Genomic DNA, 17,003 nt, shown 5'->3' with positions numbered 1-17,003 from the left:
GTTTAAAAACGGCGAAACGCCGCTATGGGAGCCGGTCAAGCACGACTCCCAGCGTTTTTTGGCGCTATCAGTCCGGGTGAGTCATCAACTGTTTGGCCAGGGCTTCAAATGCAGGAATAGTCACCGGATCGTTAGCCGAGTTGCTGGCAACCGGGTTGGAGGCATAACGCACAATAACCATTTCGGCTTTCGGGTCAATGTAGGTGCGCTGACCGTAAACACCGCGCGCCATAAAAGCACCATCCGCGTTGTGCGTCACCCACCACATGTCGCGATAGCTGGCGCCCTTGAGCAAGTCATAACCGGCTTTGGCAAAGGCCGCTTTATCGCCGCCACCACGAATGTCATCGACAACCGCCTTGGGTACGATTTGCTTGCCGAGATACTGACCATTGTTACGGATCATTTCTCCAAAGCGGGCCATGTCCCGTAGCCCTGTATTCAAACCACCCCCCGCAAACGGGGTACCGATTGAATCCACGGTGAAATAGGCCGATTGTTCAGCGCCAATGCGCTGCCAGATTTTTTCCGAGAGCAATTGCGCAACGTTACGCCCTGTCACTCGTGCAATGACCCAGCCCAGCACATCGGTGTTCACGGTTTTATAAGCGAAGGCCTCGCCGTGCTCCCCCTCCGGCTCGACCGTCTGCAAATATTCCATATAACTTTGCGGGCCGGTGTAGTCCTTGGGTTTGGGGAGCGGATTACCCGCCTGGGCATGCTTCCAGACTTCCGCATTGGGGTCGGCATAATCTTCGCTGTATTTAAGCCCCGTGGTCATGTCCAGCACCTGGCGCAGGGTGGCGTTGCCAAAGGCCGACTTGGCCAGCTCGGGTACATACTCAGCAATTTTTTTATTGGCATCCAACGTGCCATCAGCCACCAGCATCGCGCCCATCGTGCCCACCACGGACTTGGTCATCGACATGGCGCCGTGCTGGCCTTCGGGGGTCAACACACCAAAGTAACGCTCATAAACAATTTTGCCGCGGTGCAGCACCACAATGCCGTCGGTGTAGTTCGCCGCCAGCGACTGTTCCCAGGTCATCGGCTCCTTGCTGCCCAGTGGCACGAAGGTCAAGGCGTCGATATCCGTGCGCAAGGCTTTGGCCAGCGGCACGGGCGCACCCAGGCCACGGGAGACATTGGTGGTAGGCATCAATTGACGGAAGTTGGAAACACTCCAGCGCATGGCGGGAAACTGGAAATAACTGCCGTCGGCAAAGCGCACGATGCGATCCGGCGGGGGCGGTGCACCGACCATCCAGCCCAGCTTCGCCGGGTCGCTGGCAGCGGCGTCCGGGTAACTGGTTTTATCGCTGGCACAGGCGATGGAAGCCGCCAGGCAAGTCACTAGAAAAACCGCACCGGTGCGGGTGGGTTTGATAAATTGCTTGATCATCGAAAATTCCTTTTCAGTTCATGGCCGTGCCCTACCCTGCGGGATAAGCAGTGGGAATGTATAGCGCACACCAGCACCCGCAGGCGATTTTGCGCACCTGAAATTTATTTTTTTATTTTTTCGATCAACCCTTCCAGCTCATGAAAGTCGCTGTGGATGGTTCGTTCACGGCTCCAGATCATGTCCAGAGTGAAAGTCGGAAACCGGGCGGCGGTTGGAGAACTTTAATGTTTGGCGGCACATTCAACGTCGCCACTATTTTTTTCGGGATCACGATCAGTGCCGGCACCGCCAATAAAACATTGACCCCGGCGTGATAGGAGTTGGCCCGGGTAAAAATATTTCTACGCCGCGACTGTTTTTCCAGCCAGCCATCCACCATGTTTTTTTCCGACAGCCACGGCGTTGGAAATATGTGCGGCGTGTCACAAAATTCATCAATATCCAAAAAAGATTTAGCCTGATGTTTTGCCACGCTGGACAGGCACACAAAAGAATCTTCAGTAAGGCTGCGATAGCCCAGCAACGGATGCCGTTGGTGATAGCCCGGGCCGAAGCCAAAGCAAACGTCGGTGTCAGAAGCCAATAACTCACTGATGGGCAAATCCTGGCCCAGGCGGCTCATACTCAACGCCCAGTTGCGCCCGGTTGAACGCACCTGCTGCAACACTGCAGGCAACATGAGAATTTCAAAATATTCCGGGGCAGTGATATTCCACTGACGCAGCGCGGTGCCCTGCCCTGCTCCTTCCTTGGCGCACTGATTGATGCACTGCAGGATGTTTTGCAGATAGGGCTTGATCGCCAGCACCCGTGCCGTGGGTTGCATGGCGCCGTCGGTGTTCTCGAAGAGTTTGTCGTCGAAACAGTGGCGGAGTTTTTTCAGGCTGTAACTGATGCTTGATTGGCTGAGATTCAACATTTCTGCCACACGCTTGGCGCTGCGATTTTCGATCAACAGCAAGACGATCGAAATATCCTGCATATCCAATTGTTTCAGCGCATTGGTGTAAAGCATGCCAGCTCCTTGCTGAAGTTATCCACAACCCTGAAACCACAAGACATCCACGTACATTTGCTGGCGCTGCTTGCGGCGAGGCACTGGGTCGGATCAAAGGGTAAAACGAAGATATCCCCGAACTCTCCCGACCATTCGGCATTACTTGCGTTATGTCTTAAAATAGCCGGTTGCCGAAAGAACCGTCATGGCCGTAGCCATGAAGGGCTTTCATCCCTTGAAAATAAGTGTGGTGAAGATGAACAAGCCTTTCATTTCGCTGTGCCCGGAAGTTACTCGGGCGCATGCGTTGACGTTGATGGATTGGTTGGAAGATGAGCGCGTCACCTGTTATCTGAGCGATTCACGTCATGTCTCCCGCTCCATCGAGCAAGCCATTGATAGAACCCAATTGCCAATCCTGACCCATCTGTTCAACCAGGGTGGCCGATTCTTCATGGCTTATGACCGGCATGACGCCCCGGTAGGCTTTGTCCGTCTGATCAAGACCGGCTCAAATTGCGAGATAGTCCTGGTCATTGGAGACAGCGACAAATGGGGCCGAAACCTTGGCGCCCGCACGATCCGCGAAGGCATGAAACTGGCCTTCCTCGACATGCGGGCCAAGAAGCTCATCGCCAAGATCCACCCGGACAACACGCGCTCGGTAAAAGCCTTTCTGCGCAGCGGCTTTGTGCTTGAAAGCGAAACGCCCACATTGAAGTCATTTTCCATGGCAGCGGGGCGCTATCTCCAGCTCTTGCGCGAAGGTACCGTTGGCGACTCCACCAGGATCTACATCACTGAAATCGACAAGGCCAGGCTCGAGAGTCTAATCGCTCTGGAGCAAGGTCCGACGGTTGTTGAGCTCGAACATGAGCTTGAACGAGCCATTGTCGTCAAGCCGCAGCAGGTGGCGGGCAATGTCGTCACGATGAACTCCAGGGCTTTAGTGCAACTGGACGACGAAGAGATCGAAGTGGCCTTGGTCTACCCGGAAGACGCGGACAGTAACGCCGGGAAGCACTCTGTGTATTCCGACATTGGTGCTGCCATCCTGGGCTATCAGGAGGGGGACGCCATAGACTGGCGAATTTCTGATCGGACCCGCCGAATTGAGATCAGGAAAGTGCTTTACCAGCCAGAGGCTGCGGGCCATTTCCACCTGTAATTGATTCTTTCCCTCAGTGTTGGTCAAGCAACCTGGAAGAAGGGGATCTGTCGAAGAAGGGAGCCCGTAAGTGGCTCCCTTCATTCGCGACAGTTTTAACTCTCTAAAACCACTGAGTAGTGCCGCAGCTGTGATTTATTCCACAGTCACGGATTTAGCCAGGTTACGCGGCTGGTCCACGTCAGTGCCTTTAAGCACGGCCACGTAGTACGACAGCAATTGCAGCGGGATGGTGTAGAGGATCGGCGCCAGCACATCGTGGATATGCGGCATGTTGATCACATGGGTGCCTTCGCCGTTGCTCATACCGGCTTGTTCATCAGCAAACACAATCAGCTCGCCACCGCGGGCACGCACTTCTTGCAGGTTGGATTTAAGTTTCTCCAACAGCTCATTGTTCGGAGCAACGGTCACTACCGGCATATCGTTATCCACAAGTGCCAGAGGGCCGTGCTTCAACTCGCCCGCCGGGTACGCTTCAGCGTGGATGTACGAAATTTCTTTGAGCTTGAGTGCACCTTCCATTGCCACCGGGAACTGAGCGCCACGGCCCAGGAACAGGGTGTGATGTTTATCGGCAAACAATTCAGCCACTTTTTCAACCACCGAATCCATCGCCAGGGCTTCGCCCAGACGCGCAGGCAAACGACGCAGTTCTTCTACCAGCTGTGCTTCAACGCCCTCTTCCAGAGTGCCGCGCACTTGCCCCAGGGACAGGGTCAGCAGCAACAGGCCTACCAGCTGGGTGGTAAATGCCTTGGTGGAAGCCACACCGATTTCGCGACCGGCTTGGGTTAGCAGCGTCAGATCAGACTCACGAACCAGCGAGCTGATACCTACGTTGCAAATCGCCAGGCTACCGAGGAAGCCCAATTCTTTTGCATTGCGCAGTGCTGCCAGGGTGTCAGCGGTTTCGCCCGATTGCGAGATCGAAACAAACAGGGTGTCCGGTTGCACCACAACTTTGCGGTAGCGGAACTCGCTGGCCACTTCAACCTGGCACGGAATGCCTGCCAGGCTTTCGAGCCAGTAACGGGCAACCATGCCGGCGTGGTAGCTGGTACCACAGGCGACGATCTGAACATTGCGAACCTTGGCGAACAATTCCTTCGCTTGTGGACCGAAAGCTTGAACCAGTACATGGTCAGCACCCAGGCGGTTTTCCAGGGTGCGTTGAACTACAGCTGGTTGCTCGTGGATTTCCTTGAGCATGTAGTGGCGATACTCGCCCTTGTCGGCCGCTTCGGCGCCATCGCTGTATTGCACGGCTTCGCGTTGAACGCTCTGACCGTTTACGTCCCAGATCTGCACGCTGTCACGACGGATTTCAGCGATATCGCCTTCTTCCAGGTACATGAAACGGTCAGTGACCTGACGCAGTGCCAATTGGTCGGAGGCCAGGAAGTTTTCACCCAGGCCCAGGCCAATCACCAGCGGGCTGCCGCTGCGGGCTGCAACCAGACGATCCGGTTGCTTGGCGCTGATCACAGCCAGGCCGTAGGCACCGTGCAACTCTTTAACGGTGGCCTTGAGGGCCTCGGTCAGGTCGCTGTGATCTTTGAGTTTGTGGTTTAGCAGGTGGGCAATGACTTCGGTGTCAGTGTCCGAGGTAAACACATAGCCCAAGCCTTTGAGCTGCTCACGCAGGGCTTCATGGTTTTCGATGATGCCGTTGTGCACAACAGCCAGATCGGAACCGGAGAAATGCGGGTGAGCGTTACGCTCGCACGGCGCACCGTGGGTGGCCCAACGGGTATGGGCAATGCCCAGACGACCGGCCAATGGCTCACCGGCCAGAGCTTGTTCCAGCTCGGCCACTTTGCCGTTGCGGCGCATGCGTTCCAGGGTGCCGTTGTTGGTGAAAACAGCCACACCTGCGCTGTCGTAACCACGGTATTCAAGACGTTTCAGGCCTTCCAGCAGAATGGCCGTGATATTACGTTCAGCGACTGCGCCAACGATTCCACACATAAAGTTCTCCTAGCTTAGGGCCGCGCATAACAATGTTATGCCCCGGGCCTGAATCTGTTCGCGTGCCTCAAGGGGCAGGCGATCATCGGTAATAAGGGTATGGACGCTGCTCCAGGGCAGTTCCAGGTTGGGTATTTTTCGACCAATCTTGTCCGACTCGACCATCACGATCACTTCACGCGCGACGTCAGCCATGACCCGGCTCAGACCCAACAACTCGTTAAAAGTTGTCGTGCCGCGCTGCAGGTCTATGCCGTCAGCACCGATGAACAGTTGATCGAAGTCGTATGAGCGCAACACCTGTTCGGCAACCTGTCCCTGAAAGGACTCGGAGTGCGGATCCCAGGTGCCCCCGGTCATCAGCAATACAGGCTCATGTTCCAGTTCACTGAGTGCATTGGCGACGTGCAGGGAGTTGGTCATCACTACCAAGCCAGGTTGCAGGCCCAGTTGTGGAATCATCGAGGCCGTGGTGCTGCCGCTGTCGATGATGATGCGCGCATGCTCTTTAATCAGACCAACCGCTGCACGGGCAATGGCTTGCTTATAAAGAGAAACTGGCTGAGGGACATCACTGACCAGTTCTTGCGGCATGGTGATCGCGCCGCCATAACGACGCAATAAAAGCCCGTTACTTTCGAGTGCAGCCAGATCCTTGCGAATCGTAACCTCAGAGGTTTCGAAGCGCTTGGCCAGTTCATCCACACTGACTTCGCCCTGCTCGGCAAGCATGGCCAGGATGTTGTGTCTGCGTTGTGGCGTATTACGTTTGGACATAACGGCTTAAGTTTCGTTTCGAAAGATAACGAAAGCAATGAAACCGTATCTCGAAACCTTCGTCAAGAAAATGTTGTGGGCTATTTTCTGTGAATAACTCGATATGGGCCTGTGTTCATTGGCCAAAACGCTTATTTAAGCCCGCAAAAAACAAAGCCTTATCCACAGGGCGTGAATAAGGCTTCAGGTAACTTATTGATTTAAAACAGTTATAGGATGACTTGTTAATAACCTTAAATCATCATCGCCTATCTGTGGATAACTTTAAATCAAGGCTTTGGCTGTTTAACCGGACGCTTCCAGCCATCAATGTTGCGCTGGCGCGCACGACCAACGGCCAGTTGCTCCGCGGCAACATCCTGATTGATGGTCGAGCCTGCAGCAGTGGTAGCACCGTTGGAGATATCCACAGGTGCAACCAACGAGTTGTTCGAACCAATAAATACATCAGCGCCCAACACGGTCTTCCACTTGTTGGCGCCATCGTAGTTGCAGGTGATGGTGCCAGCACCGATATTGGTGCGCGGGCCGACCTCGGCATCGCCCAGATAAGTCAGGTGACCGCATTTGGCATCTTCACCCAAGTGGGCGTTTTTCAATTCGACAAAGTTACCCACATGGGCACGGGCATCCAGCACACTGCCCGGGCGCAGACGAGCGAACGGACCGGCATCACTGTTCTCGCCCATCACGGCACCGTCGAGATGGCTATTGGCCTTGACCACAACACCTTTGCGCAAGGTGCTGTCCTTGATTACGCAATTCGGGCCGATGACCACGTCGTCCTCAATAACCACGCGACCTTCAAGAATCACGTTGATATCGATCAGCACATCACGACCCACGGTGACTTCACCGCGCACATCGAAACGCGCCGGGTCACGCAAGGTCACACCCAAGGCCATCAGGCGACGGGCTTCGCGCAACTGGTAATGACGTTCCAGCTCACTGAGTTGTTTACGATCGTTGGCGCCCTGCACTTCCATCGGGTCAAGGGCATGCTCGGTGGCCACGACCAAACCATCGCTAACCGCCATGGCGATAACGTCGGTCAGATAGTATTCGCCCTGTGCGTTGTTGTTCGACAGACGGCTCATCCAGTCAGCCAGGCGACGGGTCGGCAAGGCGAGGATCCCGGTGTTGCCTTCGGTAATTGTACGTTCGGCTTCGGTTGCGTCCTTGTGCTCAACAATCGCACACACCTTGCCATCCGCATCACGCACGATACGACCATAACCAGTCGGGTCGGCCAGGTTGACGGTCAGCAGGCCCAGTTGCTCGGGGCCAACTTGCTTGAGCAGACGTTGCAGGGTCTCAACCTCGATCAGCGGTACATCGCCGTACAGGATCAACACGTTTTCTGCGGTCAGAAATGGTAGCGCCTGAGCCACGGCATGGCCGGTACCCAGTTGCTTGTCTTGCAGCACAAAGTTCAGGTCATCAGCAGCCAGGCGTTCACGCACCAGTTCGGCTCCGTGACCAATGACGACGTGGATGCGGGTCGGTTCAAGCTGACGAGCGCTGTGGATAACATGGCCAAGCATGGAGTTGCCTGCCACGGGGTGCAGAACCTTGGGCAGGGCAGAACGCATGCGGGTGCCCTGACCTGCGGCGAGAATAACGATATCGAGAGACATGACTGGCTACCAATCCTGGGTGGTCAGCGGTTGCGACCAAAAAGTATTTCGCGGAAAAAGAAAAAGGGTAGCCGAGGCTACCCTTTTTAATCAATCACACAATAAGACAGGAGGCTTAGCCGCCAAACTTCTTGCGGATTTGCTGGACGGTGCGCAGCTGAGCTGCGGCTTCGGCCAGACGTGCAGCAGCAGACCCGTAATCGAAATCTGCGCCTTTTTCGTTCAGTGCCTTCTCGGCAGCCTTTACGGCTTCCTGAGCGGAGGCTTCATCCAGGTCGGCAGCACGTTGCACGGTGTCGGCAAGAACCTTGACCATGTTCGGCTGAACCTCGAGGTAACCACCGGAGATGTAAAACACCTCCGATTCCCCGCCCAGCTTGATCAGGCGGATCGGACCTGGCTTGAGTTCAGTGATCAGCGGAGCGTGACCCAGAGCGATACCAAGATCACCCAGGCTGCCGTGCGCAATCACCATCTCGACCTGACCGGAAAAGATTTCTCCTTCCGCACTGACGATATCGCAATGGACTGTCATCATATTAGCCATCTGATTGCCTCAACCTGATTAGCGCCCGTTGCCGGGCGCTGGAATTACAGTTTCTTGGCTTTCTCGATCGCTTCTTCGATGCCGCCGACCATGTAGAACGCTTGTTCTGGCAGGTGGTCGTAGTCACCGTTGAGGATGCCTTTGAAGCCAGCAATGGTGTCTTTCAGGGAAACGTATTTACCCGAAGCGCCAGTGAAGACTTCAGCCACGAAGAACGGCTGAGACAAGAAACGCTGGATCTTACGAGCGCGGGATACCAACTGCTTGTCGGTTTCCGACAGCTCGTCCATACCCAGGATCGCAATGATGTCCTTCAGTTCTTTGTAACGCTGCAACACGTACTGAACGCCGCGAGCGGTGTCGTAGTGTTCCTGGCCAATTACGTTCGGGTCCAGCTGGCGCGAAGTCGAATCCAGTGGATCTACTGCTGGGTAGATACCCAGGGAAGCGATGTCACGGGACAGAACGACGGTAGCGTCCAAGTGGGCAAACGTGGTCGCAGGCGACGGGTCAGTCAAGTCATCCGCAGGTACGTATACCGCTTGGATCGAAGTGATCGAACCGTTTTTGGTCGAAGTGATGCGCTCTTGCAGAGTACCCATCTCTTCAGCCAGAGTCGGCTGGTAACCTACTGCCGAAGGCATACGGCCCAGCAGTGCGGATACTTCAGTACCGGCCAAGGTGTAACGGTAGATGTTGTCAACGAACAACAGTACGTCGTTACCTTCGTCACGGAACTTCTCGGCCATGGTCAGGCCGGTCAGTGCTACGCGCAGACGGTTACCCGGCGGCTCGTTCATCTGACCGTAAACCAGTGCCACTTTGTCCAGTACGCTGGAATCCTTCATCTCGTGGTAGAAGTCGTTACCCTCACGGGTACGCTCGCCCACACCAGCAAACACAGAGTAACCGCTGTGTTCCATGGCGATGTTACGGATCAGTTCCATCATGTTTACGGTTTTGCCTACACCGGCACCACCGAACAGACCAACCTTACCGCCTTTTGCAAACGGGCAGATCAGGTCGATAACCTTGATACCGGTTTCCAGCAGGTCGTTGCCGCCAGCTTGCTCAGCGAAGGACGGTGCTGGGCGGTGAATGCCCCAACGCTCTTCGGTGTCAATCGGGCCAGCTTCGTCGATCGGGTTGCCCAGAACGTCCATGATCCGGCCCAGGGTAGCTTTACCTACTGGAACGGAGATGGCTGCGCCAGAGTCGGTGACTTCCAGACCGCGCTTCAAGCCCTCGGTGGAACCCATCGCAATGGTACGAACCACGCCGTCGCCCAGCTGTTGCTGAACTTCCAGAGTGGTTCCGGCCGCGCTTTTTACTTTCAGCGCGTTGTAGATGCTCGGTACGTTTTCGCGTGGAAATTCCACGTCGATCACGGCGCCGATGATTTGAACGATACGTCCGCTACTCATAGCTGGATCCTCTGAATATTTGAACCGTTAAACCGCGGCAGCGCCGCCGACGATTTCCGAGATCTCTTGGGTGATCGCAGCCTGACGCGCCTTGTTGTAGATCAGCTGCAAATCGCTGATCAAGTCACCGGCGTTATCAGTGGCGTTCTTCATTGCGATCATCCGCGCAGCTTGTTCAGCTGCACTGTTCTCGACCACCGCCTGGTACACCTGCGACTCCACGTAACGCACCATCAAGCCGTCTAGCAGCTCTTTGGCATCCGGTTCGTAGAGATAGTCCCAGTGGTGCTTGAGTTCTTGATCCGGGGTCGCCACCAGTGGAATCAATTGCTCCACAGTAGGCTGTTGCGTCATGGTGTTGATGAACTTGTTGGATACCACGGACAGGCGGTCAATACGGCCTTCCAGGTAAGCATCCAGCATCACCTTAACGCTGCCGATCAAATCATTGATCGACGGTTCTTCACCCAGATGGCTGATAGCAGCGACGACGTTACCGCCGAAGTTACGGAAAAATGCCGCACCTTTGCTGCCGACCACGCACAGATCAATCTCGACGCCGTTTTCACGGTTTACCGCCATGTCCTTGACCAAAGCCTTGAACAGGTTGGTATTCAAACCACCGCACAAACCACGGTCACTGCTCACAACCACATAACCCACACGCTTAACTTCGCGGTCGATCATGAACGGGTGGCGGTATTCCGGGTTGGCGTTGGCCAAATGCCCAATAACCTGGCGGATACGCTCCGCATAAGGACGGCTAGCAGCCATGCGCATTTGTGCCTTGCGCATTTTGCTGACCGCCACTTTTTCCATGGCGCTGGTAATCTTTTGCGTGCTTTTGATGCTCGCAATCTTACTGCGAATCTCTTTTGCGCCTGCCATGTAACACCTATCAGGTTAGCAAGCGGGAGCCTTGCGGCTCCCGCTGCGGCTTACCAGGTTTGGGTGGCCTTGAACTTCTCGATACCGGCTTTGATGCCAGCGTCGATTTCGTCATTGAAGTCACCTTTAACGTTGATCTTCGCCATAAGCTCGGCGTGATCGCGGTTGAAGTAAGCAATCAGCGCTTGTTCAAAGCTACCGACCTTGGTGATTTCGACGTCAGTCAGGAACCCACGCTCAGCGGCATACAGCGACAGCGCCATGTCAGCGATCGACATTGGTGCGTATTGCTTCTGCTTCATCAGCTCGGTAACGCGCTGACCATGCTCAAGTTGCTTACGGGTCGCTTCGTCCAGGTCAGAAGCGAACTGGGCAAATGCTGCCAGTTCACGGTACTGAGCCAGAGCGGTACGGATACCACCGGACAGCTTCTTGATGATCTTGGTCTGAGCGGCACCACCCACACGGGATACCGAAACACCGGCGTTCACTGCAGGACGGATCCCGGAGTTGAACATGGCCGATTCCAGGAAGATCTGACCGTCGGTGATGGAAATCACGTTGGTCGGAACGAACGCGGAAACGTCGCCAGCCTGGGTTTCGATGATCGGCAGTGCGGTCAGGGAACCGGTTTTGCCGGTCACTGCGCCGTTGGTGAACTTCTCTACGTATTCTTCGGATACGCGGGATGCGCGCTCCAGAAGACGGGAGTGGAGATAGAACACGTCGCCTGGGTAAGCTTCACGGCCTGGTGGACGGCGCAGCAGCAGGGAAATCTGGCGGTAAGCCACTGCTTGCTTGGACAGATCGTCATAAACGATCAGCGCGTCTTCACCGCGGTCGCGGAAGTATTCGCCCATGGTGCAACCGGAGTACGGTGCCAGGAACTGCAGCGCTGCGGATTCGGAAGCACTGGCAGCAACGACGATGGTGTTAGCCAGCGCGCCGTTTTCTTCCAGCTTGCGAACCACGTTGGCGATGGTCGATTGCTTCTGACCGATCGCTACGTATACACAGAAAATGCCGCTGTTCTTCTGGTTGATGATCGCGTCGATCGCCAGAGCGGTTTTACCGATCTGACGGTCACCGATGATCAGCTCACGCTGGCCACGGCCGACAGGGATCATGGCATCGACAGCCTTGTAGCCAGTCTGTACAGGCTGGTCTACCGACTTACGCCAGATCACGCCTGGAGCAACTTTCTCGACTGCATCAGTCTCGGTGTTGCCCAGTGGACCTTTGCCATCAACTGGGTTACCCAGTGCGTCGACAACGCGACCCAGCAGTTCCTTACCAACCGGAACTTCCAGGATACGGCCAGTGCACTTGGCGCTCATGCCTTCAGCCAGAGTCGTGTATGCGCCCAGTACTACGGCACCTACAGAGTCTTGCTCGAGGTTGAGAGCCATACCGAAGACGCTGCCCGGAAACTCGATCATCTCGCCGTACATTACGTCGGCCAGACCGTGAATCCGCACAATACCGTCAGATACGCTGACGACAGTGCCTTCGTTACGGGCTTGGGAGGTCACATCGAGTTTTTCGATGCGGCCCTTGATAATTTCACTTATTTCGGAAGGATTGAGTTGCTGCATTGCTCTGCTGCCCCTTCAAACTCAAGATTTCAATGCTTCGGCAAGGCTTGCGAGTTTCCCGCGAACCGAGCCATCGATAACCAGGTCGCCGGCGCGGATGATGACACCACCTATAAGGCTGGCATCCTCCGCAACTTGCAGGCGCACTTCCCGGTCGAGTCGTGCACTGAGAACCTTGGCGAGTTTGTCTTGCTGTTCTTGGTTCAATGCAAAAGCACTGGTGACTTCAACGTCTACCGACTTCTCTTGTTCGGCCTTGTACAGGTCAAACAGAGCGGCGATCTCCGGCAACAGCGGGAGACGGTCGTTTTCGGCAACGACGTTGATGAAGTTCTGTGCTTCTACAGTGAACTTGTCGCCGCACACGTCAATAAACGTGGCGGCCTTTTCTGCGCTCGTCAGTCGCGGGGCCTTGAGCACGCGCTGCATAGTGTCGTCTTGCGACACTGCTGCAGCCAGGCCGAGCATGGCTGACCAAGAGGCCAGTTGCTGGTGGGCCTGGGCGTGCTCGAAGGCTGCCTTAGCGTAAGGTCGGGCCAACGTGGTCAATTCTGCCATGATCGCCCTCGCTTAAATTTCAGCAGCCAGTTTAGTAACCAGCTCCGCGTGCGCGTTTTGATCGATTGTGGCACCCAGGATCTTCTCTGCGCCTTCAACAGCCAGGGTACCCAGTTGGGCACGCAGGGCGTCTTTGACGCTGTTCAGTTCCTGTTCGATCTCGGCCTGAGCCTGAGCCTTCACACGGTCAGCTTCAACGCGAGCCTGTTCACGGGCTTCGTCTACGATCTGAGTACCGCGTTTCTTGGCTTGCTCAATGATTTCAGCTGCTTGAGCCTTAGCTTCGCGCAGTTGTTGACCCGCTTTATCTTGGGCCAACTCCAGGTCGCGAGCTGCTCGGTTAGCAGCGTCCAGTCCAGCCGCAATCTTCTTCTGACGTTCTTGCAATGCCGCGATGACCGGAGGCCACACGAACTTCATGCAAAACAGTACAAAAATGAAGAACGCAACGGACTGGCCAATCAGGGTTGCATTAATGTTCACGCCAACACCTCGCTCGTTCGTTGTCCATCACTCTAATCAACTCGAAAATTCGAGTGATTAGCCAGCGAGTTGACCAACGAAAGGATTAGCGAAGGTGAAGAACAGTGCGATACCAACACCGATCATGGTTACGGCGTCGAGCAGACCGGCAACGATGAACATTTTAACTTGCAGCATTGGAACCATTTCTGGTTGACGCGCTGCGCCTTCCAGGAACTTGCCACCCAACAGGCCGAAACCAATTGCGGTACCCAGTGCGCCCAGGCCGATCAACAGTGCAACAGCGATAGCGGTTAGACCAACTACAGTTTCCATCTTTCCTCCCGACTTTTACGTCGTATGGTTTAGGTTTTTAGATTAAAGCGGTAAAACAAAATCATTTTGCGACGCCCTCTCACCCGAAGGTGAGAGGAGCACCAGATTCGCCGAAGCGGATCTTAGTGATTATCTTCGTGTGCCATCGACAGGTAGACGATGGTCAACATCATGAAGATGAACGCTTGCAAGGTGATGATCAGGATGTGGAATACAGCCCACGCCCATTGCAGCACCACGCCCAGACCGCTAAGCCAAAGCAGGCCGCTGCCGAACATCACGGCGATCAGGATAAACACCAGCTCGCCAGCGTACATGTTGCCGAACAGACGCAGAGCCAACGAAATAGGCTTGGCAATCAACGTCACGAATTCGAGCAGGAAGTTCACCGGAATCAGCAGCGCCTGAACAAAAATGTTCTTGCTGCCGAATGGGTGCAGGGTCAGTTCACCGATAAAGCCACCGATGCCCTTGATCTTGATGCTGTAGAAGATGATCAGTGCAAACACCGACAGGGCCATGCCCATGGTCGCGTTTGGATCAGTCGTCGGTACGGCACGGAACGGGAAGTGTTCATCGCCAGTGATCAAGATGGCCAACTGAGGAATCCAGTCAACCGGGATCAAGTCGATGGCGTTCATCAGGAACACCCACACGAAAATGGTCAGCGCCAGCGGTGCGATTACTGCACTGCGACCGTGGAAACTGTCTTTTACGCTGCCATCAACGAATTCCACCAGTACTTCAACGAAGTTCTGCAGTGCGCCTGGCTGACCGGAAGTTGCCTTCTTGGCCGCCATGCGGAATACGAGGATGAAAATCAGACCAACAAACAGCGACCAGCCGAGGGTATCGACGTGGAACGCCCAAAAGCCCATTGCTTTAGCTTCTGCAACGGTGTGGGCAAAGCCCCAGCCGCCATCAGGTAGCTGCCCAAAGGTCAGGTTCTGTAAGTGGTGCTGGATATAGCCCGAAGCGGTTGTTTCTGCCATGGTTGCCTCAAACGCCCTAAGGTCTCGAAAGTGTTGTTCTCATTAGCAGGGGAGCGAACCAACTGACCAGTTGGGTCAGCACGAAGACACCGAATACTGCTAACGGCGCCAATGGCTTCACACCTGCAAACGTCAGCGCGAACAGCACTGCCGTCAAAATTAACTTGCCTGCCTCACCGGCGTAAAACGACCGGACGATGGCTTGCGCTGCTCGGGCGCCGGAAAACCGAAAAGCCCTGTGAGCAAAATACACATTGGGTAGCAAAGCTATCAGGCCTCCGCAGAGTCCTGAATATCCGGCGACGACTCCATGCCATTGCCAGAGCCCCAGAGCAGCCAGCAATAAAACGACAAATTGAGCCAGCAAAACCGGAAAAACCGCCAAGCGATGGAACGGCAAGCGGTTTGGCGTGCGGGTTTCCATCACAACTGCTCCTCAAAGGTCGGCTACCAAAAACAGAAAACTTGGCATAATTTGTGCCGACAAAATGCGCGCAGAGTATAGGGGCGACGAAGCCCCTATTCAACTGTCAGGTAGTGATTTCCGACTGCGCGCTACATGAGGAATTGTTTCAGCGGATGTGAGCAAGCACTCCTTGCAGCTCATCCAGGGAATTGTAACCAATCACTAACTGGCCTTTTCCCTTCTTTCCGTGGCGGATCTGCACCGCAGAGCCCAGCCGCTCAGCCAGACGCTGTTCGAGTCTGGCAATGTCCGGATCGGTTTTAACCGGTTCCGCGGGTTCCTGTTTGCCACTCAACCACTGGCGAACCAGGGCTTCAGTCTGACGTACCGTCAGGCCTCGTGCGACAACGTGTCGCGCCCCTTCAACCTGCTGAGCATCAGGCAAACCGAGCAATGCCCGCGCATGACCCATTTCCAGGTCACCGTGGGACAGCATGGTCTTGATCACTTCCGGTAACGAAATCAATCGCAACAAGTTAGCCACAGACACCCGGGACTTACCCACAGCGTCGGCGACTTGCTGTTGAGTCAGCTGGAACTCTTGCTGCAAACGCTGCAAGGCGACAGCTTCCTCGATCGGATTGAGGTCTTCACGCTGAATGTTCTCGATCAACGCCATCGCAATGGCGGTTTCGTCCGGCACGTCTTTGACCATCGCCGGGATCGTGTCCTTGCCAGCCTGTTGGCTGGCGCGCCAGCGACGTTCACCGGCGATGATCTCAAAGCGGTTACCTTCGATCGGGCGCACCACGATCGGTTGCATCACGCCCTGGGTGCGGATCGAGCTGGCCAGTTCTTCAAGCGCCTGCGGATCCATGTCGCGACGAGGCTGGTACTTGCCGCGCTGGATCAGGTCCAGGGGCAGGTGCTGCAGTTCGCTTTGATCAACCTTGACCGCTTGCTCTTCCAGCGAGCTGACCGTAGGACCACTCAGGAGTGCATCCAGTCCGCGTCCGAGACCTCGTTTCTTGACGGCCATGGAAATTCCTTAAGTTGGCTGAGGCGTGCGGGTAGAACGACGTTGACGACGAACCAGCTCGCCCGCCAGGGCAAGGTAAGCAATCGCGCCACGGGAATTTTTGTCATACGCCAGCGCTGGCATGCCATAGCTTGGCGCTTCGGCCAGGCGGATGTTGCGCGGAATCACGGTGTCGTAGAGCTGCTCGCCGAAGTGTTCCTTGAGCTGCGCCGAAACATCGTTCATCAGGCTCAGGCGCGGGTCGTACATGGTGCGCAGCAGGCCTTCGATCTTCAGGTTCGGATTGAGCAGCTCGGCGATGCGCTTGATGTTATCCACAAGGTCGCTCAGGCCTTCGAGTGCAAAGTACTCGCACTGCATGGGGATAATCACCCCATCGGCCGCCACCAGGGCATTCAAGGTCAGCATCGACAACGACGGCGGGCAATCGATCAGGATGTAATCGTAGCTTTCGCGAACCGGGGCCAGCGCTGTACGCAGACGGCTTTCCTTCATCTGCATTTCGAGCAGCACGACTTCAGCCGCGGTCAAATCGCGGTTGGCGGGAAGCAACTGGTAACCACCGTGCTCGGAGATGTGCATGGCCTGGGCCAGGTCGCATTCACCGATCAACAGGTCGTAGACCGAATTCTCAAGACCGTGTTTATCCACACCGCTACCCATGGTGGCGTTGCCCTGTGGATCAAGGTCAATGAGCAGCACGCGGCGCTTGGTCGCGACCAGCGATGCTGCGAGGTTGATACAGGTGGTGGTTTTACCCACACCACCTTTTTGGTTCGCTATTGCGAATACCTTAGCCAT

At 55.5% G+C, this 17,003-nt stretch carries 17 protein-coding genes; 1 reads left to right on the top strand and 16 read right to left on the bottom strand.

The window, feature by feature from the left end:
- Window positions 1–67: 67 nt before the first annotated feature.
- Together GHO03_RS02415 and GHO03_RS02410 are read right to left on the bottom strand one after the other, a co-directional pair.
- Window positions 68–1,402 (bottom strand): serine hydrolase, encoded by a 1,335-nt coding sequence (locus GHO03_RS02415; RefSeq protein WP_153399053.1) that lies wholly within the window; start codon window positions 1,400–1,402, stop codon window positions 68–70.
- A gap of 178 nt (window positions 1,403–1,580) precedes the next feature.
- Window positions 1,581–2,420 carry a LysR substrate-binding domain-containing protein gene (locus GHO03_RS02410; RefSeq protein WP_256668367.1) on the bottom strand — a complete coding sequence of 280 codons (840 nt, stop codon included), beginning with the start codon at window positions 2,418–2,420 and terminating at the stop codon, window positions 1,581–1,583.
- A 187-nt stretch (window positions 2,421–2,607) separates the two neighbouring features.
- Between GHO03_RS02410 and GHO03_RS02405 the strand changes: the two genes are divergently transcribed.
- Entirely contained in the window at window positions 2,608–3,570 is a 963-nt protein-coding gene (locus tag GHO03_RS02405; RefSeq protein WP_094999570.1) for a bifunctional GNAT family N-acetyltransferase/nucleoside diphosphate kinase regulator, read from the top strand.
- Window positions 3,571–3,705: 135 nt separating this feature from the next.
- Here the strand turns inward: GHO03_RS02405 and glmS are convergent, their stop codons facing one another.
- From glmS to GHO03_RS02335, 14 genes are all read right to left on the bottom strand, one after another.
- A complete protein-coding gene (gene glmS, locus GHO03_RS02400; RefSeq protein WP_094999571.1) occupies window positions 3,706–5,541 on the bottom strand; it encodes a glutamine--fructose-6-phosphate transaminase (isomerizing) in 1,836 nt (611 codons plus the stop codon).
- A 9-nt stretch (window positions 5,542–5,550) separates the two neighbouring features.
- Window positions 5,551–6,318 (bottom strand): DeoR/GlpR family DNA-binding transcription regulator, encoded by a 768-nt coding sequence (locus GHO03_RS02395; RefSeq protein ID WP_088378585.1) that lies wholly within the window; start codon window positions 6,316–6,318, stop codon window positions 5,551–5,553.
- 269 nt (window positions 6,319–6,587) lie between these two features.
- A complete protein-coding gene (glmU, locus tag GHO03_RS02390; protein ID WP_094999572.1) occupies window positions 6,588–7,955 on the bottom strand; it encodes a bifunctional UDP-N-acetylglucosamine diphosphorylase/glucosamine-1-phosphate N-acetyltransferase GlmU in 1,368 nt (455 codons plus the stop codon).
- A gap of 115 nt (window positions 7,956–8,070) precedes the next feature.
- Window positions 8,071–8,490, bottom strand: a complete 420-nt coding sequence (locus GHO03_RS02385; protein WP_029611653.1) for a F0F1 ATP synthase subunit epsilon — start codon at window positions 8,488–8,490, stop codon at window positions 8,071–8,073.
- A 56-nt stretch (window positions 8,491–8,546) separates the two neighbouring features.
- The gene (gene atpD / locus GHO03_RS02380) at window positions 8,547–9,926 is read right to left on the bottom strand and encodes a F0F1 ATP synthase subunit beta (protein ID WP_153399050.1); all 1,380 of its coding nucleotides are present in this window, start codon (window positions 9,924–9,926) and stop codon (window positions 8,547–8,549) included.
- A gap of 27 nt (window positions 9,927–9,953) precedes the next feature.
- A complete protein-coding gene (atpG, locus tag GHO03_RS02375) occupies window positions 9,954–10,814 on the bottom strand; it encodes a F0F1 ATP synthase subunit gamma (RefSeq protein ID WP_003438003.1) in 861 nt (286 codons plus the stop codon).
- 50 nt (window positions 10,815–10,864) lie between these two features.
- Window positions 10,865–12,409 carry a F0F1 ATP synthase subunit alpha gene (atpA, locus tag GHO03_RS02370; RefSeq protein ID WP_086799496.1) on the bottom strand — a complete coding sequence of 515 codons (1,545 nt, stop codon included), beginning with the start codon at window positions 12,407–12,409 and terminating at the stop codon, window positions 10,865–10,867.
- 21 nt (window positions 12,410–12,430) lie between these two features.
- Window positions 12,431–12,967 (bottom strand): F0F1 ATP synthase subunit delta, encoded by a 537-nt coding sequence (locus GHO03_RS02365; RefSeq protein ID WP_016782875.1) that lies wholly within the window; start codon window positions 12,965–12,967, stop codon window positions 12,431–12,433.
- Between the two features lie 12 nt (window positions 12,968–12,979).
- Window positions 12,980–13,450 carry a F0F1 ATP synthase subunit B gene (locus tag GHO03_RS02360; RefSeq protein WP_094999573.1) on the bottom strand — a complete coding sequence of 157 codons (471 nt, stop codon included), beginning with the start codon at window positions 13,448–13,450 and terminating at the stop codon, window positions 12,980–12,982.
- A 57-nt stretch (window positions 13,451–13,507) separates the two neighbouring features.
- Window positions 13,508–13,765, bottom strand: coding sequence for a F0F1 ATP synthase subunit C (gene atpE / locus GHO03_RS02355; protein WP_002555987.1), 258 nt, complete (start codon window positions 13,763–13,765; stop codon window positions 13,508–13,510).
- A 122-nt stretch (window positions 13,766–13,887) separates the two neighbouring features.
- Complete coding sequence (atpB, locus tag GHO03_RS02350) at window positions 13,888–14,757, bottom strand: F0F1 ATP synthase subunit A (RefSeq protein ID WP_086799500.1); 870 nt, start codon at window positions 14,755–14,757, stop codon at window positions 13,888–13,890.
- Window positions 14,758–14,773: 16 nt separating this feature from the next.
- On the bottom strand, window positions 14,774–15,181 hold the full coding sequence (locus tag GHO03_RS02345; protein WP_003437994.1) for a F0F1 ATP synthase subunit I: 408 nt from the start codon (window positions 15,179–15,181) through the stop codon (window positions 14,774–14,776).
- Between the two features lie 148 nt (window positions 15,182–15,329).
- The gene (locus tag GHO03_RS02340; protein ID WP_094999574.1) at window positions 15,330–16,202 is read right to left on the bottom strand and encodes a ParB/RepB/Spo0J family partition protein; all 873 of its coding nucleotides are present in this window, start codon (window positions 16,200–16,202) and stop codon (window positions 15,330–15,332) included.
- A gap of 9 nt (window positions 16,203–16,211) precedes the next feature.
- Window positions 16,212–17,003 carry a ParA family protein gene (locus GHO03_RS02335; protein WP_094999575.1) on the bottom strand — a complete coding sequence of 264 codons (792 nt, stop codon included), beginning with the start codon at window positions 17,001–17,003 and terminating at the stop codon, window positions 16,212–16,214.

This window comes from Pseudomonas sp. FSL R10-1339 (assembly GCF_009600545.1).
Classification (GTDB): Bacteria; Pseudomonadota; Gammaproteobacteria; order Pseudomonadales; family Pseudomonadaceae; genus Aquipseudomonas; species Aquipseudomonas bubulae.
This window is presented reverse-complemented; position numbering and strand designations above follow the sequence as displayed.